The 15285-nt window shown below is 64.1% G+C and carries 12 protein-coding genes; 8 read left to right on the top strand and 4 right to left on the bottom strand.

The genetic code is table 11. The features are described from left to right. Positions 1–17: 17 nt before the first annotated feature. Genes Mame_RS03405 through Mame_RS03415 form a run of 3 tightly spaced genes read right to left on the bottom strand, consistent with a single transcriptional unit; the run spans position 18 to position 4111 of the window. On the bottom strand, positions 18–1520 hold the full coding sequence (locus Mame_RS03405) for a glycerol-3-phosphate dehydrogenase (RefSeq protein ID WP_018065739.1): 1503 nt from the start codon (positions 1518–1520) through the stop codon (positions 18–20). Further along, positions 1517–3133, bottom strand: coding sequence for an FGGY-family carbohydrate kinase (locus Mame_RS03410; RefSeq protein ID WP_018065740.1), 1617 nt, complete (start codon positions 3131–3133; stop codon positions 1517–1519). The genes Mame_RS03405 and Mame_RS03410 overlap by 4 nt, the downstream gene beginning before the upstream one ends. Before the next feature lie 12 nt (positions 3134–3145). Continuing rightward, a complete protein-coding gene (locus Mame_RS03415; protein ID WP_026173637.1) occupies positions 3146–4111 on the bottom strand; it encodes a sugar-binding transcriptional regulator in 966 nt (321 codons plus the stop codon). Between the two features lie 480 nt (positions 4112–4591). On the opposite strand from Mame_RS03415, the gene Mame_RS03420 reads away from it, so the two are divergent. The 8 genes from Mame_RS03420 (at position 4592) to Mame_RS03455 (ending at position 14202) form a co-directional block, all read left to right on the top strand. Next, entirely contained in the window at positions 4592–5260 is a 669-nt protein-coding gene (locus tag Mame_RS03420) for a DUF2291 family protein (protein ID WP_026173638.1), read from the top strand. Next, entirely contained in the window at positions 5257–6798 is a 1542-nt protein-coding gene (locus Mame_RS03425; protein WP_018065743.1) for a sugar ABC transporter ATP-binding protein, read from the top strand. The genes Mame_RS03420 and Mame_RS03425 overlap by 4 nt, the downstream gene beginning before the upstream one ends. 28 nt (positions 6799–6826) lie before the next feature. Beyond that, the gene (locus Mame_RS03430) at positions 6827–7939 is read left to right on the top strand and encodes an ABC transporter permease (RefSeq protein WP_018065744.1); all 1113 of its coding nucleotides are present in this window, start codon (positions 6827–6829) and stop codon (positions 7937–7939) included. Between the two features lie 75 nt (positions 7940–8014). Then, on the top strand, positions 8015–8968 hold the full coding sequence (locus tag Mame_RS03435; protein WP_018065745.1) for a D-ribose ABC transporter substrate-binding protein: 954 nt from the start codon (positions 8015–8017) through the stop codon (positions 8966–8968). A gap of 323 nt (positions 8969–9291) precedes the next feature. Continuing rightward, entirely contained in the window at positions 9292–10146 is an 855-nt protein-coding gene (locus Mame_RS03440; RefSeq protein ID WP_018065746.1) for a DeoR/GlpR family DNA-binding transcription regulator, read from the top strand. A gap of 86 nt (positions 10147–10232) precedes the next feature. After that, the gene (locus Mame_RS03445; RefSeq protein ID WP_018065747.1) at positions 10233–11762 is read left to right on the top strand and encodes an FGGY-family carbohydrate kinase; all 1530 of its coding nucleotides are present in this window, start codon (positions 10233–10235) and stop codon (positions 11760–11762) included. Then, the gene (locus Mame_RS03450; RefSeq protein ID WP_018065748.1) at positions 11759–12535 is read left to right on the top strand and encodes a DeoR/GlpR family DNA-binding transcription regulator; all 777 of its coding nucleotides are present in this window, start codon (positions 11759–11761) and stop codon (positions 12533–12535) included. The genes Mame_RS03445 and Mame_RS03450 overlap by 4 nt, the downstream gene beginning before the upstream one ends. Further along, positions 12532–14202 carry a glycerol-3-phosphate dehydrogenase/oxidase gene (locus Mame_RS03455; protein WP_033410486.1) on the top strand — a complete coding sequence of 557 codons (1671 nt, stop codon included), beginning with the start codon at positions 12532–12534 and terminating at the stop codon, positions 14200–14202. The genes Mame_RS03450 and Mame_RS03455 overlap by 4 nt, the downstream gene beginning before the upstream one ends. A 113-nt stretch (positions 14203–14315) precedes the next feature. On the opposite strand, the gene Mame_RS03460 is transcribed toward Mame_RS03455, so the two are convergent. Continuing rightward, a complete protein-coding gene (locus Mame_RS03460) occupies positions 14316–15245 on the bottom strand; it encodes an IS110 family RNA-guided transposase (RefSeq protein WP_079920684.1) in 930 nt (309 codons plus the stop codon). Positions 15246–15285: the final 40 nt, after the last annotated feature.

A 15285-nucleotide genomic window follows, 5' to 3' on the forward strand; every position in this document is an offset into this window, starting at 1 on the left:
GGCCTTTCGTTTGAAAATTACTTCAGCTCGGCATCGAACCAGACGGTAAAGGCGGCCTGCTCGGCATCGCTCAGATGCAGGCGATGCTTTGTCCGCCGCCACAGCACATCCTCGGCGGTGCGGGCCCATTCGTGTTCGACAAGGTAACGCGCCTCGGCCTCGTAGAGATCGCCGCCGAAATGACGGCCCAGACCCTCGATCCCGTCGGCCGAACCAACGATATCGGCAATCGCCGTGCCATAGAGCCGGCCATAATGGCGGCGCAGTGCGGCCGGCATCCATGGATAGTCGGTCTTCATCCGGTCGCGGAAGGTCTCATAATCGGCGTTTTCCATGTCGCCGCCGGGCAGCGGCGCGCTGTCGGTCCAGTCCCCGCCCATGCCGGGGAAGAACTTCTGCAATTTGTGCATGCCGCGCTCGGCAAGCTCGCGAAACGTAGTAATCTTGCCGCCGAAGACATTGAGCATCGGCGCGCCGCCGGTCTCGTCGAGATCGAAGACATAATCGCGGGTTACGGCCGACGGATTGCCCTTGCCATCATCGAACAGCGGGCGGACGCCGGAGAAGGTTTCCTCGACATCGTCGCGCCGGAGCTTCTGCTTGAAGTAGCGGTTGACGACGTCGAGCAGGTACTGGACCTCGCTCTCATCGGCCTGAACATCCTCGGCGCGGCCCTCATAGGCGATGTCGGTGGTGCCGATCAGCGCCTTGTTACCCTCATAGGCGTTGATGAAGATCACCCGCTTGTCGTGGTTCTGGACGAGGTAGCTATGCGGCCCCTCCCAGAACTTTTCGGTGATGATATGGCTGCCCTTGACGAGCCGGACATTGCGGCTGGAATTAGAGCCGGCGACACGGCGCACCACGTCATTCACCCAGGGGCCGGCCGCATTGACGAGGATTTTCGCCCGGAAGGTCTTCGCCTCGCCGGTCATCCTATCCTTCGTCTCGATGGTCCAGCAGCCATCCTCGCGCCTCGCGGAAACGCAAGGCGTTCGCGTTAGCACGGTGGCGCCCTTGCGGGCGGCATCAACCGCATTCAGCACCACGAGGCGGGCATCATCCACCCAACAGTCGGAGTACTCGAAACCGCGGGTATATTTGTCGAGCAGCGGCGCGCCGACCGGATCGCGCTTCAGATCGAGAACGCGGGTGCCGGGCAGCTTCTTGCGGCCGCCGAGATGGTCGTAGAGAAACAGGCCAAGGCGAACCAGCCAGGCCGGCCGGTCATCCGGCGAGTGGGGCAGCACGAAGCGCAGCGGCCAGATGATGTGCGGCGCGTTGTTCATCAGCACCTCGCGCTCGATCAGCGCCTCGCGCACCAGCCGGAACTCGTAATATTCGAGATAGCGCAACCCGCCATGGACCAGCTTGCCGGAACGCGAAGAGGTGCCCTCGGCGAGATCGTCCTTTTCGCAGAGCACCACGGAAAGGCCCCGGCCTGCGGCATCGCGCGCGATACCCGCGCCATTGATCCCGCCACCAATCACAAACAGATCGATCATTCCGGCTTCGCTCATTTCGTAGTCCTTCCATCGGCGGCGGCCTCGGCCGCGCCATCACGTTCGGCGCGGCGATCCTTCGCCATTGCATTCCAGATCGGTTCCAGCGCGTGGCGCGCGGCGGCATAAGTCGGATAGCGCCGTTGATAGAGTGCGGCCATCGCCGGATCAGGGCGCTCGGCCTCGCCCAGAAGCGGCGTGACCCATTCACCGATGCAGCGCTCCATATCCGGATAGACGCCGATCGCGACCGCCGCCATCATCGCGGCCCCGGCGGCCCCTGCCTCCTCGCGCGCCGAAACCCTGACCGGCGCGCCGATCGTTGCCGACAACACGCCGCGCAGACCGCGAGACCGCGCGGCCCCGCCGGTCAGGCGCAACTCGCCGGGCATCTCGCCCATTTCCGCGTAACAATCGCGCGCCGCCATCGCGAGGCCCTCGACCACTGCTCTGACAAGATCGGGATAGCGATGTCCGGCGGAAAGGCCGATGAACCCTGCCCTTGCATCGGCATTGATGAACGGGCCGCGCTCGCCGGCCTCAGAAATATAGGGGTGGTAGAGGAGCGCGCCCGGCCTTGCGCGCGAAAGCCAGTCGTCGATCTTCGCAACCAGATCGCGGTGGGAGACCTCGACGCCCATATCGGCCAGCAGGCCGCGGCCCACCTCCAGCACCCAGTCAATGTTCAGCGTCGCCGCCATATTGGTCTGGACCTGGGTGACCATGCCCGGAACCGGCAGCGCGATGACGTAGCCGGTATTGTCGTCATTGAGCCGCACCTGCGAGGCGTGAACGGCGCGCATATGCACCCCGGTCGAACCGATGGTGGAACAGGCCGTGCCCGCATCGCCGGTATAGACGCCGGCGCCAAGCGCGGTCATGACCATGTCGACAAAGCCGAGGCTGACAGGCGTTCCGGCAAGGAGCCCGGTCTGCTTCGCCGCTTCCGGGCTCAGCGGATGCGTGGTCTTGGTGCCATCGACGATCTCCGGCAGAAGATGCCGGAAATCACGAAGGCCGAGCGTCTCGATGACGGCATCGTCATAGGCGCGGTTGCGGAAATTGCCGAAGGTGAAGCTCGCCTCGGAAGGGTCAGTCGCCCGCGCGCCGGTGAGGTTGAGATAGAGCCAGTCCTTGCAGTGCAGCGCCACGGCGGCATTGGCCAAAAGCTCCGGCCGCGTCGCCGCGATATGCGCCATCTGCGCGCCCTGCTGGCAGGTATTTAGCCCGGTGCCGGTCGCCTCGAACCGGGCACGCGCGCCGGCTTCCTTCTCCAGGCGGTCGACGGTGGGTGCTGCGCGGGCATCGAGCCACAGCCAGGCATCGCCGACCGGCCTGTGGTCGCCGTCGGCAAGCCAGGTGCCGTCGCCCTGTCCGGTGACGGCAATCGCCGCCGTGCGGGCGGCAAGCCCCTCGAGTTTTTCGCCCAGATGCCGGAGCGCTTCCGCGCAGTCCTCCCAGGTTTCCGCCATCGACTGGGTCGCCGAGCCATCGTCGCCGGTCCGGTAGCGGTTTTTCACCGCCGCCTCGGCGACCTGCCTGCCGCCAAGGTCGAAGGCGACGGCCTTGATGACCGAGGTGCCGGCATCGATGCCGATCAGAATATCGCCGCGTCCATTGTGACTGGCCATAACGCCGCCTCCCTATCCGATCCTGCCGTCCGCAAGCGCGGCGGCGGTCGCCTCGTCGGTGATCAGACCGCTGATCGTGCCGCTGCGCAGCACCGCGGCCATGGCATTGAGCTTCTCCTCGCCGCCCGCGATCGCGACGATCCGGCGCTTGCCCAGCGCCCTGATGTCGAGCGACACGGTGCGGGCCGAAAGCGAGGTCTCGACAAGCTGACCGTCACGGTCGAAGAAGTGGCCGAGCACCTCGCCCGCGCCGCCGCGCTCCTGCACCTCGCCGATCTCGGCGACATCGATCATGTGGGAGGCGACAAGCTGCGCGCCCGGATTGGCGGTGCCGATGCCAACCAGCATCAGATCGGAACGGGCGGCGAGGTCGATCACCTGCGACACGCCGCGCTGGGCGAGAAACACCTCGCGGTCGGCAGCCGTGTTGGCGAAGAACGGGATCGGCATGACATAGGCCGAGGCGCCGGTCTTTTCGGCAAGCCGGTGGATAACGTCATGCGGATTGGCGGCGTAATTGCGGGTCAGCCCGCCCATCAGCGACACGAAGCGCACGCCGTTAGCCGCGATTCGCGGCAGCGCGTCAACCGCGCTCGCCAGCGTCCGGCCATGGCCGACGCCGATCACGTCCGAGCGCTCGGATTCGATTTCCTGGCGGATGAAGCGCGCGCCGGCAATGCCGAGGGCTCGCAGCGGCATGCCGCGTTCGCCGAGATCGGGCACGACCTCGCAATGGGTGAGGCCGAATTCTTCGGCAAGCCGGGTTTCGAGCGCGACGCATTCGGCGACATCGCCATCGATCGACACCTTCACGGCACCGCTCTGATTGGCCCAGGCGATCAACCGGTGGGCCTTGACGGTGGAGATATCCAGACGCGCGGCAACTTCGGCCTGCGTCAGCCCGCCGCCGTAATGAAGCCACGCGGCGCGCAGCGCCATGCTCTCGTCAAAATCGCGCCGTCGACCCGCTCGCGCCATGCTCTCTCCCTTTTTGTAATTTTTTATATTTATGGCAATTTATTTCATCAGAACCGTATTCTGTCAATGAAGCCAACATGGTCACGCATGAGGCGGCACGCCGGATAAACGGCCCCTAATCGCCAACGTCATAGAGCATAGGGTATCAGGAGAGGCCGGAGTCCGGCGGTGATCAAATACCCGACGACCGGATTTTGATGCCGGTGATTGACAGCCAAGTTTAATTATAACATAGTTTGCTGAATAGATAACATAGCGATAACACGAACTGTTATCCGTGGCCGCCGGTTCAGCCGGCCGTGCCGAAGCAGCGAGAGGACGTTGCGGAGGCGCGCCATCAAGGAGGCCGCAAGGGAGGAGCGACCGGATGCCAACACTGCCATCAATCTACCGTGTCCGCCTTCTGGCGTCGCCAGCAGCCCGCGGGGCCGGCGGCGCGCTTTCATGTTCAAAATTCCAGCGTCTGAAGGTCACCTCCTGATGAGTGCACAAACCACAAACCCTTCTTCCAGTCCTTCCGCCCGGCCGCGCGGCTCGAAACTGCCGATGATCATTGGCACGCTGGCGGTCGTGGTCGTCGTTGCCGCGATGGCCCTCGATACCAAGGTCGTGCGCATCGGTACCGCCGAGCATGTGACGGAAGACGGTTTCTCGCCGGAGGCCTTCGGCGTCGAAAACTTCCCCGTCGTGCAGAAAAGTGTCGAGGACCGAGCCGTGGATGCGGCAACGCTTGCGAGCGACATCGCTGCCGACAAGGACGCGGCGATCGAGAAATACGGCGTCAAGGCCGGGATCGGCGCTGTCATGGCGGTCAGCTTTACCGGCGTTGCCGGCGAGGCCAAGGGCGGCATCTACCCCGTTGCCGTGGACGGCGTGCCGGAAGAAATCACCATCCGCGTCCAGACCGGACCGGCGATCAACGGCACCGATCTGCGCGATGCCACCGGCACGATCGCGTTTGGCCAGTTCAAGAACCAGATCGAATATCAGGATGCCGGTTCCGCGCTGAACAACGAGATGAAGAAGGAAGTGCTCGCCGATATCGACACCGCAAACCTTTCCGGCAAGACGGTCTCCGTCACCGGCGTCTTCAAGCTGATCAATCCGAAGAACTGGCTGGTCACTCCGGTGGAGATGAGCGTGAAATGACCAGAACCCCAGACAGCCAGCGCAGCAGGGACGAAATCGTCCTCGCCGCCCGCAACATCGCCAAGTCCTATGGCAATATCCACGCGCTGAAGGGCGTCAATTTCGACGTCCATTATGGCAGCGTCACCACGCTTTTCGGCGAAAACGGCGCCGGCAAGTCAACGTTGATGAAGGTGCTTTCCGGCATCGTGCGCCCCACCTCAGGCGAGATCATTCTCGACGGCGCGCCGGTGACCTTCAGCTCGGCCGCTGATGCGACGTCACAGGGCATCTCGATCATCCATCAGGAACTCAGCCTCGCACCCAATATGAATGTGCGCGACAATATCTTCATGGGCCGCGAGATCCGCACCGCGAAAGGCGTCGATTTCGCCGAGGAGGAGCGCCAGACCCGCATTCTGATGGAGGAACTGGAAGAGGACATCGATCCGCTGACCCCCGTCGAGGATCTGCGCCTCGGCCAGCAGCAGATCGTCGAGATCGCCCGCGCGCTCTCCGTCAATTCCCGCATCCTGATCATGGACGAGCCGACCTCGGCGCTCAGCGCCTCGGAAGTCGAGGTGCTGTTCAAGGTGATCGCGGACCTCAAAAGTCGCGGCGTCTCGATCGTCTACATTTCGCATCATCTGGAAGAAGCGCTGCAAATCACCGACCATGCGGTGGTTCTGCGCGACGGCACCATGACCGCCTTTGGCGAGCGCAAGGATATCGATCTCGAATGGATCGTGCGCAACATGGTCGGCGACAATTTCGACCTCGGCTCCCCGCCGACGGGCTATGAGTTCGGCGACATCAAACTGTCGCTGCGCGATCTCTGCGTCGAGGACGCCTCGGGCACCGGCCGGCTGGCCGTCGATCATCTGTCGCTCGACGTGCGGGCCGGCGAGATTGTCTGCATCTACGGCCTGATGGGCGCCGGGCGCACCGAAATGCTGGAATGCATTGCCGGGCGCAGCCGCAGCGTCGGCGGCCAGATCCTGCTCAACGGCGAGGACGTGTCGCATCTCAGCATTGCCCAGCGGATCGAGGCCGGGCTGGTGCTGGTGCCGGAAGACCGGCAGCGCGACGGGCTGGTGCAGACCATGACGGTCGGCCGCAATCTCTCGCTCGCCTCGATCCCGACCTTTACCCGCCGCATCTTCACCTCCCGCAAGGCCGAGCGCGGCATCGTCGAGGGCGCGATCGACGACGTGCATATCAAGACCGATGGCGGCGGCGCGGCGATCGGCTCGCTTTCGGGCGGCAACCAGCAGAAGGTCGTGATCGGCAAGATGCTCGCCACCCATCCGGGCGTCATGCTGCTGGACGAGCCCTCGCGCGGCATCGATATCGGTGCCAAGGCGGAGGTGTTCAAGCTCCTCGGCGAACGCGCCGGGCGCGGGCTTGCGGTGATCTATTCCACCTCGGAAGTCGGCGAATGCTTCAGCGTCGCCCACCGCATCATCGTCATGGCGCGCGGGCAGATCGTCGCCGAGTTCGATCCGTCGGTATCAAAAGAGGAAATCATGGCCGCATCCGGCGAAGCCGTGGCCGCGTGATTTCAGCGTTAAATTTCGGAGCATAATAATGACCGACACACGTCAAGTTCAAAAATCCACAAGCTCCGGCCGGCGCGGCGGCTTCAGCCTCGGGCGCATTCTGCTGGAAGGCCGGGCGTTCTTCGCGCTGATCGCGATCATCGTCGTGTTCTCGCTGCTGTCGCCGGTTTACCTCTCCACCAACAACTTCCTGATCATGTCCTCGCATGTGGCGATTTTCGGCCTGCTGGCAATCGGCATGCTGCTGGTGATCCTGACGGGCGGCATCGACCTTTCGGTCGGCTCGACGCTCGGGCTTGCGGGCTGCATCGCCGGCTTCCTGATGCAGGGCGTTCAGCTGGACATGTTCGGCGTGGTGCTGTTTCCGCCGGTCTGGGTGGTGGTGATCCTGACCTGCCTGGTCGGCGCTCTGATCGGAACCATCAACGGCGTGCTGATCTCCTTCTTCAAGGTGCCGGCCTTCGTGGCGACGCTTGGCCTGCTCTATGTCGCGCGCGGCGCGGCGCTGCTGATGACCAACGGCCTGACCTACAACAATCTCGGCGGCAAGCCGGAACTCGGCAATACCGGTTTCGACTGGCTCGGCTTCAACCGCCTGTTCAACGTGCCGATCGGCGTGCTGGTGCTGGCGGTCGTCGCCATCATCTGCAGCATTCTTCTGACGCGCACGGCTTTCGGCCGCTGGGTCTATTCCACCGGCGGCAATGCGCGCGCGGCCGAGCTTTCGGGCGTACCGGTCAAGCGGGTGACGGTGTCGGTCTATGTGCTTTCCGGCATCTGCGCCGCGATCGCCGGCCTCGTTCTGTCATCGCAGCTGACCTCGGCCGGACCGACCGCCGGCACCACCTATGAGCTGACCGCGATCGCCGCCGTGGTGATCGGCGGCGCGGCGCTGACCGGCGGGCGCGGCAATGTCCGCGGCACGCTGCTGGGCGCCTTCGTCATCGGCTTTTTGTCCGACGGTCTCGTGATCATCGGCGTGTCGTCCTACTGGCAGACCGTGTTCACCGGCGCGGTCATCATTCTCGCGGTGCTACTGAACAGCATCCAGTACGGCCGCCGCCGGGCCGCAAAGCCGGCCGCTGGCGACGCCTCGACCAATACCCCTTCCGCCGCGGGGGCCAAGACCAAAACGGCTTGATAGAGCGCGGAAAACCCGGCCGGATAACGGCCTATGAGAAGCATTGAGCTATTCAACCAAGGGAGAGAGAATACCATGTTCAAAAAGAGACAGTTTCTGATGTCCATGGCGGCTGCCATCATTGCGGTTCCGCTTAGCGCGGGCGCGGCGATGGCCGACGGCCTGATCTCGATCATCGTCAACGATCCGTCGAACCCCTACTGGTACACGGAAGGCGAAGTGGCCAAGGCGGAAGCCGAGAGCCTCGGCTATTCGGCGACGGTTGCCGCCCACAAGGGCGACACCAACACCGAAAGCAACCTGATCGACACCGCCATCACCAACAAGGCCGTCGCGATCATCCTCGATCCGGCCAATGCCGACGGCTCGGTCGGCGCGGTGCGCAAGGCCGTCAATGCCGGCATTCCGGTGTTCCTCGTGAACGCCGAAATCAACCAGGAAGGCCTCGCCAAGTCGCAGCTCGTCTCCAACAACGCCCAGGGCGCGGCGCTCGGCGCCATGCAGTGGGTGGAAGATGTCGGCGACAGCGGCAATTATGTCGAACTGTTCGGCGCACCTTCCGACAACAACGCCCAGACCCGCTCCAACGGTTATGAAACCGTGCTGAGCCAGTATCCGGATCTGGTCAAGGTCGGCCAGGATGTCGCCAACTGGGACCGCACCCAGGGCTACAACAAGATGCAGAGCCTGCTTCAGGCCCATCCCGACATCATCGGCGTGATCAGCGGCAATGACGAGATGGCGCTTGGCGCGATCGCGGCCCTGAAGGAAGCCGGCCGTCTGGAAGACATCAAGGTCGGCGGGTTCGACGGTTCTCCGGATGCCGTTGACGCGATCAAGGCCGGCGAGCTGGAATACACCGTTCTCCAGCCGGTCGCGATCTTCTCCAAGGAAGCCGTCAAGCAGGCGGACTCCTTCATCAAGACCGGCAGCACCGGCGTCGACGCCGAAAAGCAGCTCTTCGATTGCCTGCTGATCACCAAGGACAATGTCGACGATTATACCGGCCCGTTTGTGCTGGCACAGTAAGTCCTGAAAAAGGGAAGGGGCGAGAGCGGCGCGTCAAGCGTGTTGAAAGCCCTCCACCCCTCCAGGCGTCACCCTCGGGCTTGACCCGAGGGTCCAGGCAGCGCACTCCGTGTGGCCTGGATGCTCGGGTCAAGCCCGAGCATGACTCATGAGAGGGTGGAGGGTCTGTCCAGCAACGCCCGCGCCCCTTCCTCACGCAAAAGCGGCCCAGCATGAAAGCGGTTCGAACAGGCCGCCCTGTAAAACAGCATTCACCTCAGCGACCGGGCCGCCTATAACAACATCCTTCAGCCGCGAGACCAATGCCGCCCACAGGAACGGGAATGACGAGTCAGAGCAACGACGCCATGGACCATCTGATGTCGGAGGAGATGCCCTCCGATTCCAGACAGGCCCGCCAACTCGCCCGCCGCCAGCTGATCACCGAAACCGTGATGCTGGAAGGGCCGATGCGGATCGAGGACCTGACCGAGCGTTTCGGCATCAGCCTGATGACGGCCCATCGCGACCTCGACGATCTGGTGAGCCGGGGCCTGTTGCGCAAGACCCGCGGCACGGTGTCGGCAGCGCCGACAAGCCTGATCGAGGCGAGCGACGTCTACCGCTCCAGCCGCCAGTCGCCGGAAAAGGCCGCGATCGCCGCCGCCGCCGCAGGCTTCATCGAGCCCGGCCAGGCGATCTTCGTGGATGATTCCACCACCGTTCTCCACATGGTGCCGCATCTGCAGGACCATGCGCCGCTGACGGTGATCACCAACTCGCTGACCATGATGAACGAATTGCGCGGCCTGCGCGACATCACGCTGCTGGCGCTTGGCGGCGAGTTCCGCAACTGGTGCAACGCGTTTCTCGGTCGCATGACCACTAATGAAATCGCCAATCTGCGCGCCGATACCGTGTTTCTGTCGATGGCGGCGATCACCGACGACATGGTGTTTCACCAGTCCTCCGAGATGATCGACGCCAAGCGCGCCATGCTGGACGCCGCCTCGAAGCGCATTCTTCTGGCCGATCACACCAAGTTCGAGCGCCGCGCCCTCCACAGCCTTGCCGCGCTGACGGATTTCGACGTCGTCATCGTCGATGACGCAACGCCGCCGGCCCATATCAAACGGATGCACGCCAAGGGCATCAACGTGGTCGTCGCGCCACGCAAGCACGACAAACACATGAAATGATATAATTGACTCGATGTAACGCTCTTTGATATTAACTTATCAAATTATTCCGTTAATTTTGACCGATACGGTCATCGGAGCGCGACATGCCGAGCCTTCTAGGAATTGATAACGGTCTGACGGTCACCAAGGCGGTGCTATTCGACATGGACGGCACGGTGTTGTCCGTCGCAAGACGCCGCGTGCCGCAATCGATTCCCGCGCCGCGCTTTGTCGAGCGCGACATGGACGGGCTCTGGCGCGCCACCGCCGAGGCGATTGCCGAGGCAATCTCCAGGAGCGGCCGCCCTGCTTCCGATATCGCCGCCATTGCCGCAACCGCCCATGGCGACGGGCTTTATCTGCTCGGCGAGGACAACCAGCCGCTCGGCCCCGGCATTCTCTCGCTCGACAGCCGCGCCGGCGACATCATCGCTGACTGGAAGAAGGACGGTACTGCCGACAAGGCGCTGGCGCTGGCCGGACAGAGGCCACATCTCTCCGCCCCATCGGCGCTGCTCGCCTGGATCAGGCGCCATCAGCCGGAACGCTATGCCCGGATCGGCGCGGTGCTCGGCTGCAAGGACTGGCTGACCTTCTGCCTGACCGGCCATGTCGGCACCGACCGCACCGAGGCCAGCACCTCCTTCACCGACGTGAACACCCAGGACTATTCGCCCGCTGCGGCCGAACTCTACGGGCTGGAGCGGATTTTCGACAGGCTTGCGCCGAGCGCACATTCCGCCGCAATCATCGGCCATGTCGACGATGATGCCGCCCGCGCGACCGGCCTTGTCGCCGGAACGCCGGTGGCCGCCGGCCTGCATGACGTAACGGCCTCCGCGCTCGGCATCGGCGCGCATAAAAGCGGCGTCATGGGCGTCGTCGCCGGGACCTATTCGATCAACGAAATCGTCTCGGACAGGCCGCTCACCGATCCGCGCTGGTTCTGCCGCAACGCCATCGAACCCGGCCAGTGGAACGCGATGTCGATTTCGCCGGCCTCGGCCGCCAATTACGACTGGTTCCTCGACACGCTCTGCCAGGGCGAGCACGACAAGGCCGCTGCCGGCGGACCGCCGATCCATGAGGCGCTTGCCGGCGACATCGAGGCCGCGATCGCGCGCCCCTCCAGCGTGCTGTTCCACCCCTATCTGTTCGGCTCGCCGCACGGGGGCGCAAGCAGCGGCTCCTTCGTAGGCCTGCACGGCTGGCACAATAGCGGCGACATGCTGAAGGCGGTGCTGGAAGGCATTGCCTTCAACCATCGCGAACATGTCGACGCGCTGGAAGACGGGTTTCCGTATGAGCAGGTGCGGCTCACCGGCGGCATTTCGCGCAATCCCGCCTTTGCGCAGATGTTCGCCGATATTCTCAACCACCCGGTCACCGTGACCGCGACCGAGGAGGCCGCCGCATGGGGGGCCGCCCTTTGCGCGGGTGCGGCCGTCGGCCTTTACAACAGCCCGACCGACGACCCCCGCGATCTCGATGCCATCAGCCGGACATTCCGGCCGGATGCCGAAAGGGCTGCGGCCTATGACCGCCGCTTCGCCGTCTACCGGGATATATCGGAAGCGCTCAAGCCACACTGGGCGAAGCTCGAAGCGCTTGGCGACAGGGAGAACGGACAATGACCACGGCAGACAGCCGACGCGAGGAAATCGCGGACTACGTCATCGCCCACGGCCAGGTGCGTATCGACAAGCTGGTCGAGCATTTCGGCGTGTCGCGCATGACGATCCACCGCCATATCGACCAGCTTGCCGCCAAGGGCGTGCTGCGCAAGCTGCACGGCGCGGTGACCGCCCAGCCCTCCGGCATCTATGAAAGCCTCCACCGCTACCGCGCCACCGTCGCCACCACTGAGAAACAGGCGCTGGCGAAAGCCGCGCTCGCCCATATCGAGCCCGGCCAGGTGATCTTTCTGGATGATTCCACCACCGTCGGCGCGATCGCGCCGTTTCTGAACGAGATCGATCCGCTGACCGTGATCTCGAACAGCGTGGCGGTCGCCAACGCGCTTGTCGATGCCGATGTCGTCGATTTCATCTGCCTTGGCGGCCAGTATCACCGCACCTATAACGCTTATATCGATCACATCTGCCTGCGCGCGATCGAGGCCTTGCGGGCCGATCTGCTGATCTGTTCGGCCTCCGCGATCGAGGGCACGACCGCCTTCATTCAGGATCAGCAGGTCGCGCGCGTCAAGCAGACCATGGTCGCCTCCGCCAGCAAATCCATCCTGCTTGCCGACCACACCAAGTTCGGCAAAGTCGCCCTCAACGTATTCGGCGATCTCACCGATTTCGATACCGTGATCGTGACCGACAGCCTCGATCCGGCTGAAGCCGCGCGGCTTAGCGCGGCAGGGGTCAATCTCCAGATCGTGAAGGGTTCATCCCGATGAGTAGTGAAGATACGCCTGCCGCTTTCGACGTGGTGATCATCGGCGCAGGCGTCAACGGCGCCGGCCTGTTCCGCGACCTCTCGCTGCAGGGCGTCAACTGCCTGATCACCGAGAAGGCCGATTTCGGCGCCGGCACCAGCGCCGCCCCCTCGCGGCTGATCCATGGCGGGCTGAAATATCTTGAGACCGGCGAGTTCGGCCTCGTCGCCCAGTCGACGCTGGAGCGCAATCTGCTGTTGCGCAATGCGCCCCATTGCGTCGAGCCGCTGCCGACCATGATCCCGATCTTTTCCTGGACCAAGGGTATCTGGGCCGCACTTCGCACGCTGTTCGGCTCCACCAGCGCGCCGCGCAGCCGTGGGGCAATCCTGGTGAAGATCGGGCTCTGGCTCTACGATTTCTACGGCGCGCGCCACCGGGTGATGCCGCGCCACAAGCTCGTCGGCAGACGCCGGGCGCTGTCCGACATGCCGGGGCTGACGGATACGATCGTCGCCGCCGGCACCTATTATGATGCCCGCATCACCCAGCCCGAACGCCTCGTCATGGAAATGATCCGCGACGGGCTCGCCGCCAATCCGAGCTCGTCGGCGCTCAACGCCACGACCATTCGCGCGGCCGATGCCGACCGGATCGTCTTCGAAACCGAGGCTGGCGAAACCCTCTCCGTCAAACCCGGCCTGGTGGTCAACGCCGCCGGCCCCTGGATCGATCACGTCAACGCCATGCTCGGCTTTCAGACCAAGCTGATCGGCGGCACCAAGGGCTCCCATGTGCTGCTGCGCAATGATGAACTGGTGAAGCGGCTTGCAGGCCGGATGATCTATTTCGAGGCCGATGACGGCCGCATCTGTCTGGTCTACGAATATCTCGGCCTCGCCCTGGCCGGCTCCACCGATATTCCCGCCGACAACCCCGACGACGTGCGCTGCGAGGATGACGAGATCGCCTATTTCATCAACAGCCTCAAGGCGCTGCTGCCCGGCCTCGAAATCGGCGAGGAGCAGATCGTCTACGCCTATAGCGGCATCCGCCCGCTGCCGGCCTCCGATGCCGATATTCCGGGCCTGATCAGTCGCGACCATTCCGCCCCGGTTCTGGAGGCCGACGAGGCGCGGCGTTTCGCGATCATCCCCCTGATCGGCGGAAAATGGACGACGTTCCGGGGCTTTGCCGAAGAGGTCGCCGATACAATTCTCCAACGGCTCGGCCGCGACCGGCGCATCTCCACCGAGAAAAGCCCGATCGGCGGCGGCAGGGATTTCCCGACCGACGCGGCGGCGCGGCGGGCATGGATTGCCGACGCGGCGCAAACAACCGGCCTTGCCGAAGCCCGGATCGACGAACTACTGACCCGCTACGGCACCACGGCGCGCGCAATCGCCGCCTATGAGGCGAGCTTCGGCAATCAGGAGCGCCTGCCGCAGGCCAGCGAATATTCGGTGGCGGAAATCGACTGGATCACCCGCAACGAATTCGTCACCCACCTCGCCGATATCGTGATGCGCCGCACCACGCTCGCCATCACCGGACGGCTGCACAAGAGCGATATCGAGCGGATTGCGGAAGTGACCGGAGATGTGCTCGGCTGGAGCGCGGAAACCCGCGCGGCCGAAATCGCGGCGGTGGAAGAGCATCTGCACACGGTAAACCGGGTGCGGCTGTAGTCGCGCTTTGGCAACCCGAAGACGGCGCAGCCAAAGATGGCAGTCCATGACAAGGGCTGTCGCATAGCCCCCCAATCCTCTCGCCCCGGAGGGGAGAGCGACTGTCTTGGCCGTCAAGCGCTTTTCCATGGTTTTTGATCCCGGATTATGGCGTTCAGGATGGTGAGCAGTTTTCGCATGGTTGCCACGATGGCGACGATCTTGGGCTTTCCGGCGGCGACGAGGCGTTCACGGAAGGCCTTGAGAACGGGGTTGTGACGGCTGGCCACGAGCGCTGCCATGAAGAGGGCCGAGCGCACCTTGCCCCTGCCGCCGCCGGTGAAGCTCTTGCCTTTCCAAGAACCCGATTGTCGTGTCCAGGGCGCAAGGCCGGCAAGCGAGGCGATCTGCCGCCGGTCGAGACGACCGAGTTCGGGCATCTCGGCCAGGAGCGTACGGGCTGTTGCCGCCCCCACCCCCGGCACCGAGGTCAGCAGGCTTTCGCGCACCCGCCACAGCGGCGACTTGCGGATGTGATCGTCGAGATCGGCGTCCAGGCTTTCCAGCTCGTGCCGCAGCGCACTCAGCAGGCGCCTGATACTCTTCTGCGTCTCCTTGGCCAACGCCATGCGTGCCCGGTTTTCCTCGGCCACGATCATTTGCACGATCTGCCGGCGACGCGCCACCAGAGCCGACAGCGCTTGGGTCTCCGCATCCTTGAGCGGCCGAAGCGTGGGCCTGGTGGCCATCACGAAGGCGGCGATCAAGGCCGCGTCAATCGGGTCCGTCTTGGCTTTGCGGCCGATCGCGTGGGCATAGGCGCGAACCTGGGCCGCATTGACCACGATGACGGACAATCCCGCCGAGGACAGCCCCGCCACGGCAGGCGTCTCGAAACCGCCCGTCGCTTCCAGCGCGACGACGTCGGCCTTGACCGACTGCAGGCGTGCTACCAGCTCATCGATCCCGGCTTGTGTATTGACAACCGCAAACGCCAGGCCGGACGGCGCCACGGCCACATCCAGACGATCTTTCGAAACATCGATCCCAACGACGATATCCATCTTCACCCATCCTTGCTTAAACGGACTTTGCTTGCGCAAG

Origin of the sequence: Martelella mediterranea DSM 17316, from assembly GCF_002043005.1 — a bacterium.
Taxonomy (GTDB): Bacteria; Pseudomonadota; Alphaproteobacteria; order Rhizobiales; family Rhizobiaceae; genus Martelella; species Martelella mediterranea.

Excerpts from the sequence above, each read along its gene's own strand:
- Mame_RS03430 (WP_018065744.1), top strand. The coding sequence starts at position 6,827 with ATGACCGACACACGTCAAGTTCAAAAATCCACAAGCTCCGGCCGGCGC.
- Mame_RS03455 (WP_033410486.1), top strand. The coding sequence starts at position 12,532 with ATGAGTAGTGAAGATACGCCTGCCGCTTTCGACGTGGTGATCATCGGC.
- Mame_RS03440 (WP_018065746.1), top strand. The coding sequence starts at position 9,292 with ATGACGAGTCAGAGCAACGACGCCATGGACCATCTGATGTCGGAGGAG.
- Mame_RS03460 (WP_079920684.1), bottom strand. The coding sequence starts at position 15,245 with ATGGATATCGTCGTTGGGATCGATGTTTCGAAAGATCGTCTGGATGTG.
- Mame_RS03410 (WP_018065740.1), bottom strand. The coding sequence starts at position 3,133 with ATGGCCAGTCACAATGGACGCGGCGATATTCTGATCGGCATCGATGCC.
- Mame_RS03405 (WP_018065739.1), bottom strand. The coding sequence starts at position 1,520 with ATGAGCGAAGCCGGAATGATCGATCTGTTTGTGATTGGTGGCGGGATC.
- Mame_RS03435 (WP_018065745.1), top strand. The coding sequence starts at position 8,015 with ATGTTCAAAAAGAGACAGTTTCTGATGTCCATGGCGGCTGCCATCATT.
- Mame_RS03450 (WP_018065748.1), top strand. The coding sequence starts at position 11,759 with ATGACCACGGCAGACAGCCGACGCGAGGAAATCGCGGACTACGTCATC.
- Mame_RS03420 (WP_026173638.1), top strand. The coding sequence starts at position 4,592 with ATGAGTGCACAAACCACAAACCCTTCTTCCAGTCCTTCCGCCCGGCCG.
- Mame_RS03425 (WP_018065743.1), top strand. The coding sequence starts at position 5,257 with ATGACCAGAACCCCAGACAGCCAGCGCAGCAGGGACGAAATCGTCCTC.
- Mame_RS03415 (WP_026173637.1), bottom strand. The coding sequence starts at position 4,111 with ATGGCGCGAGCGGGTCGACGGCGCGATTTTGACGAGAGCATGGCGCTG.
- Mame_RS03445 (WP_018065747.1), top strand. The coding sequence starts at position 10,233 with ATGCCGAGCCTTCTAGGAATTGATAACGGTCTGACGGTCACCAAGGCG.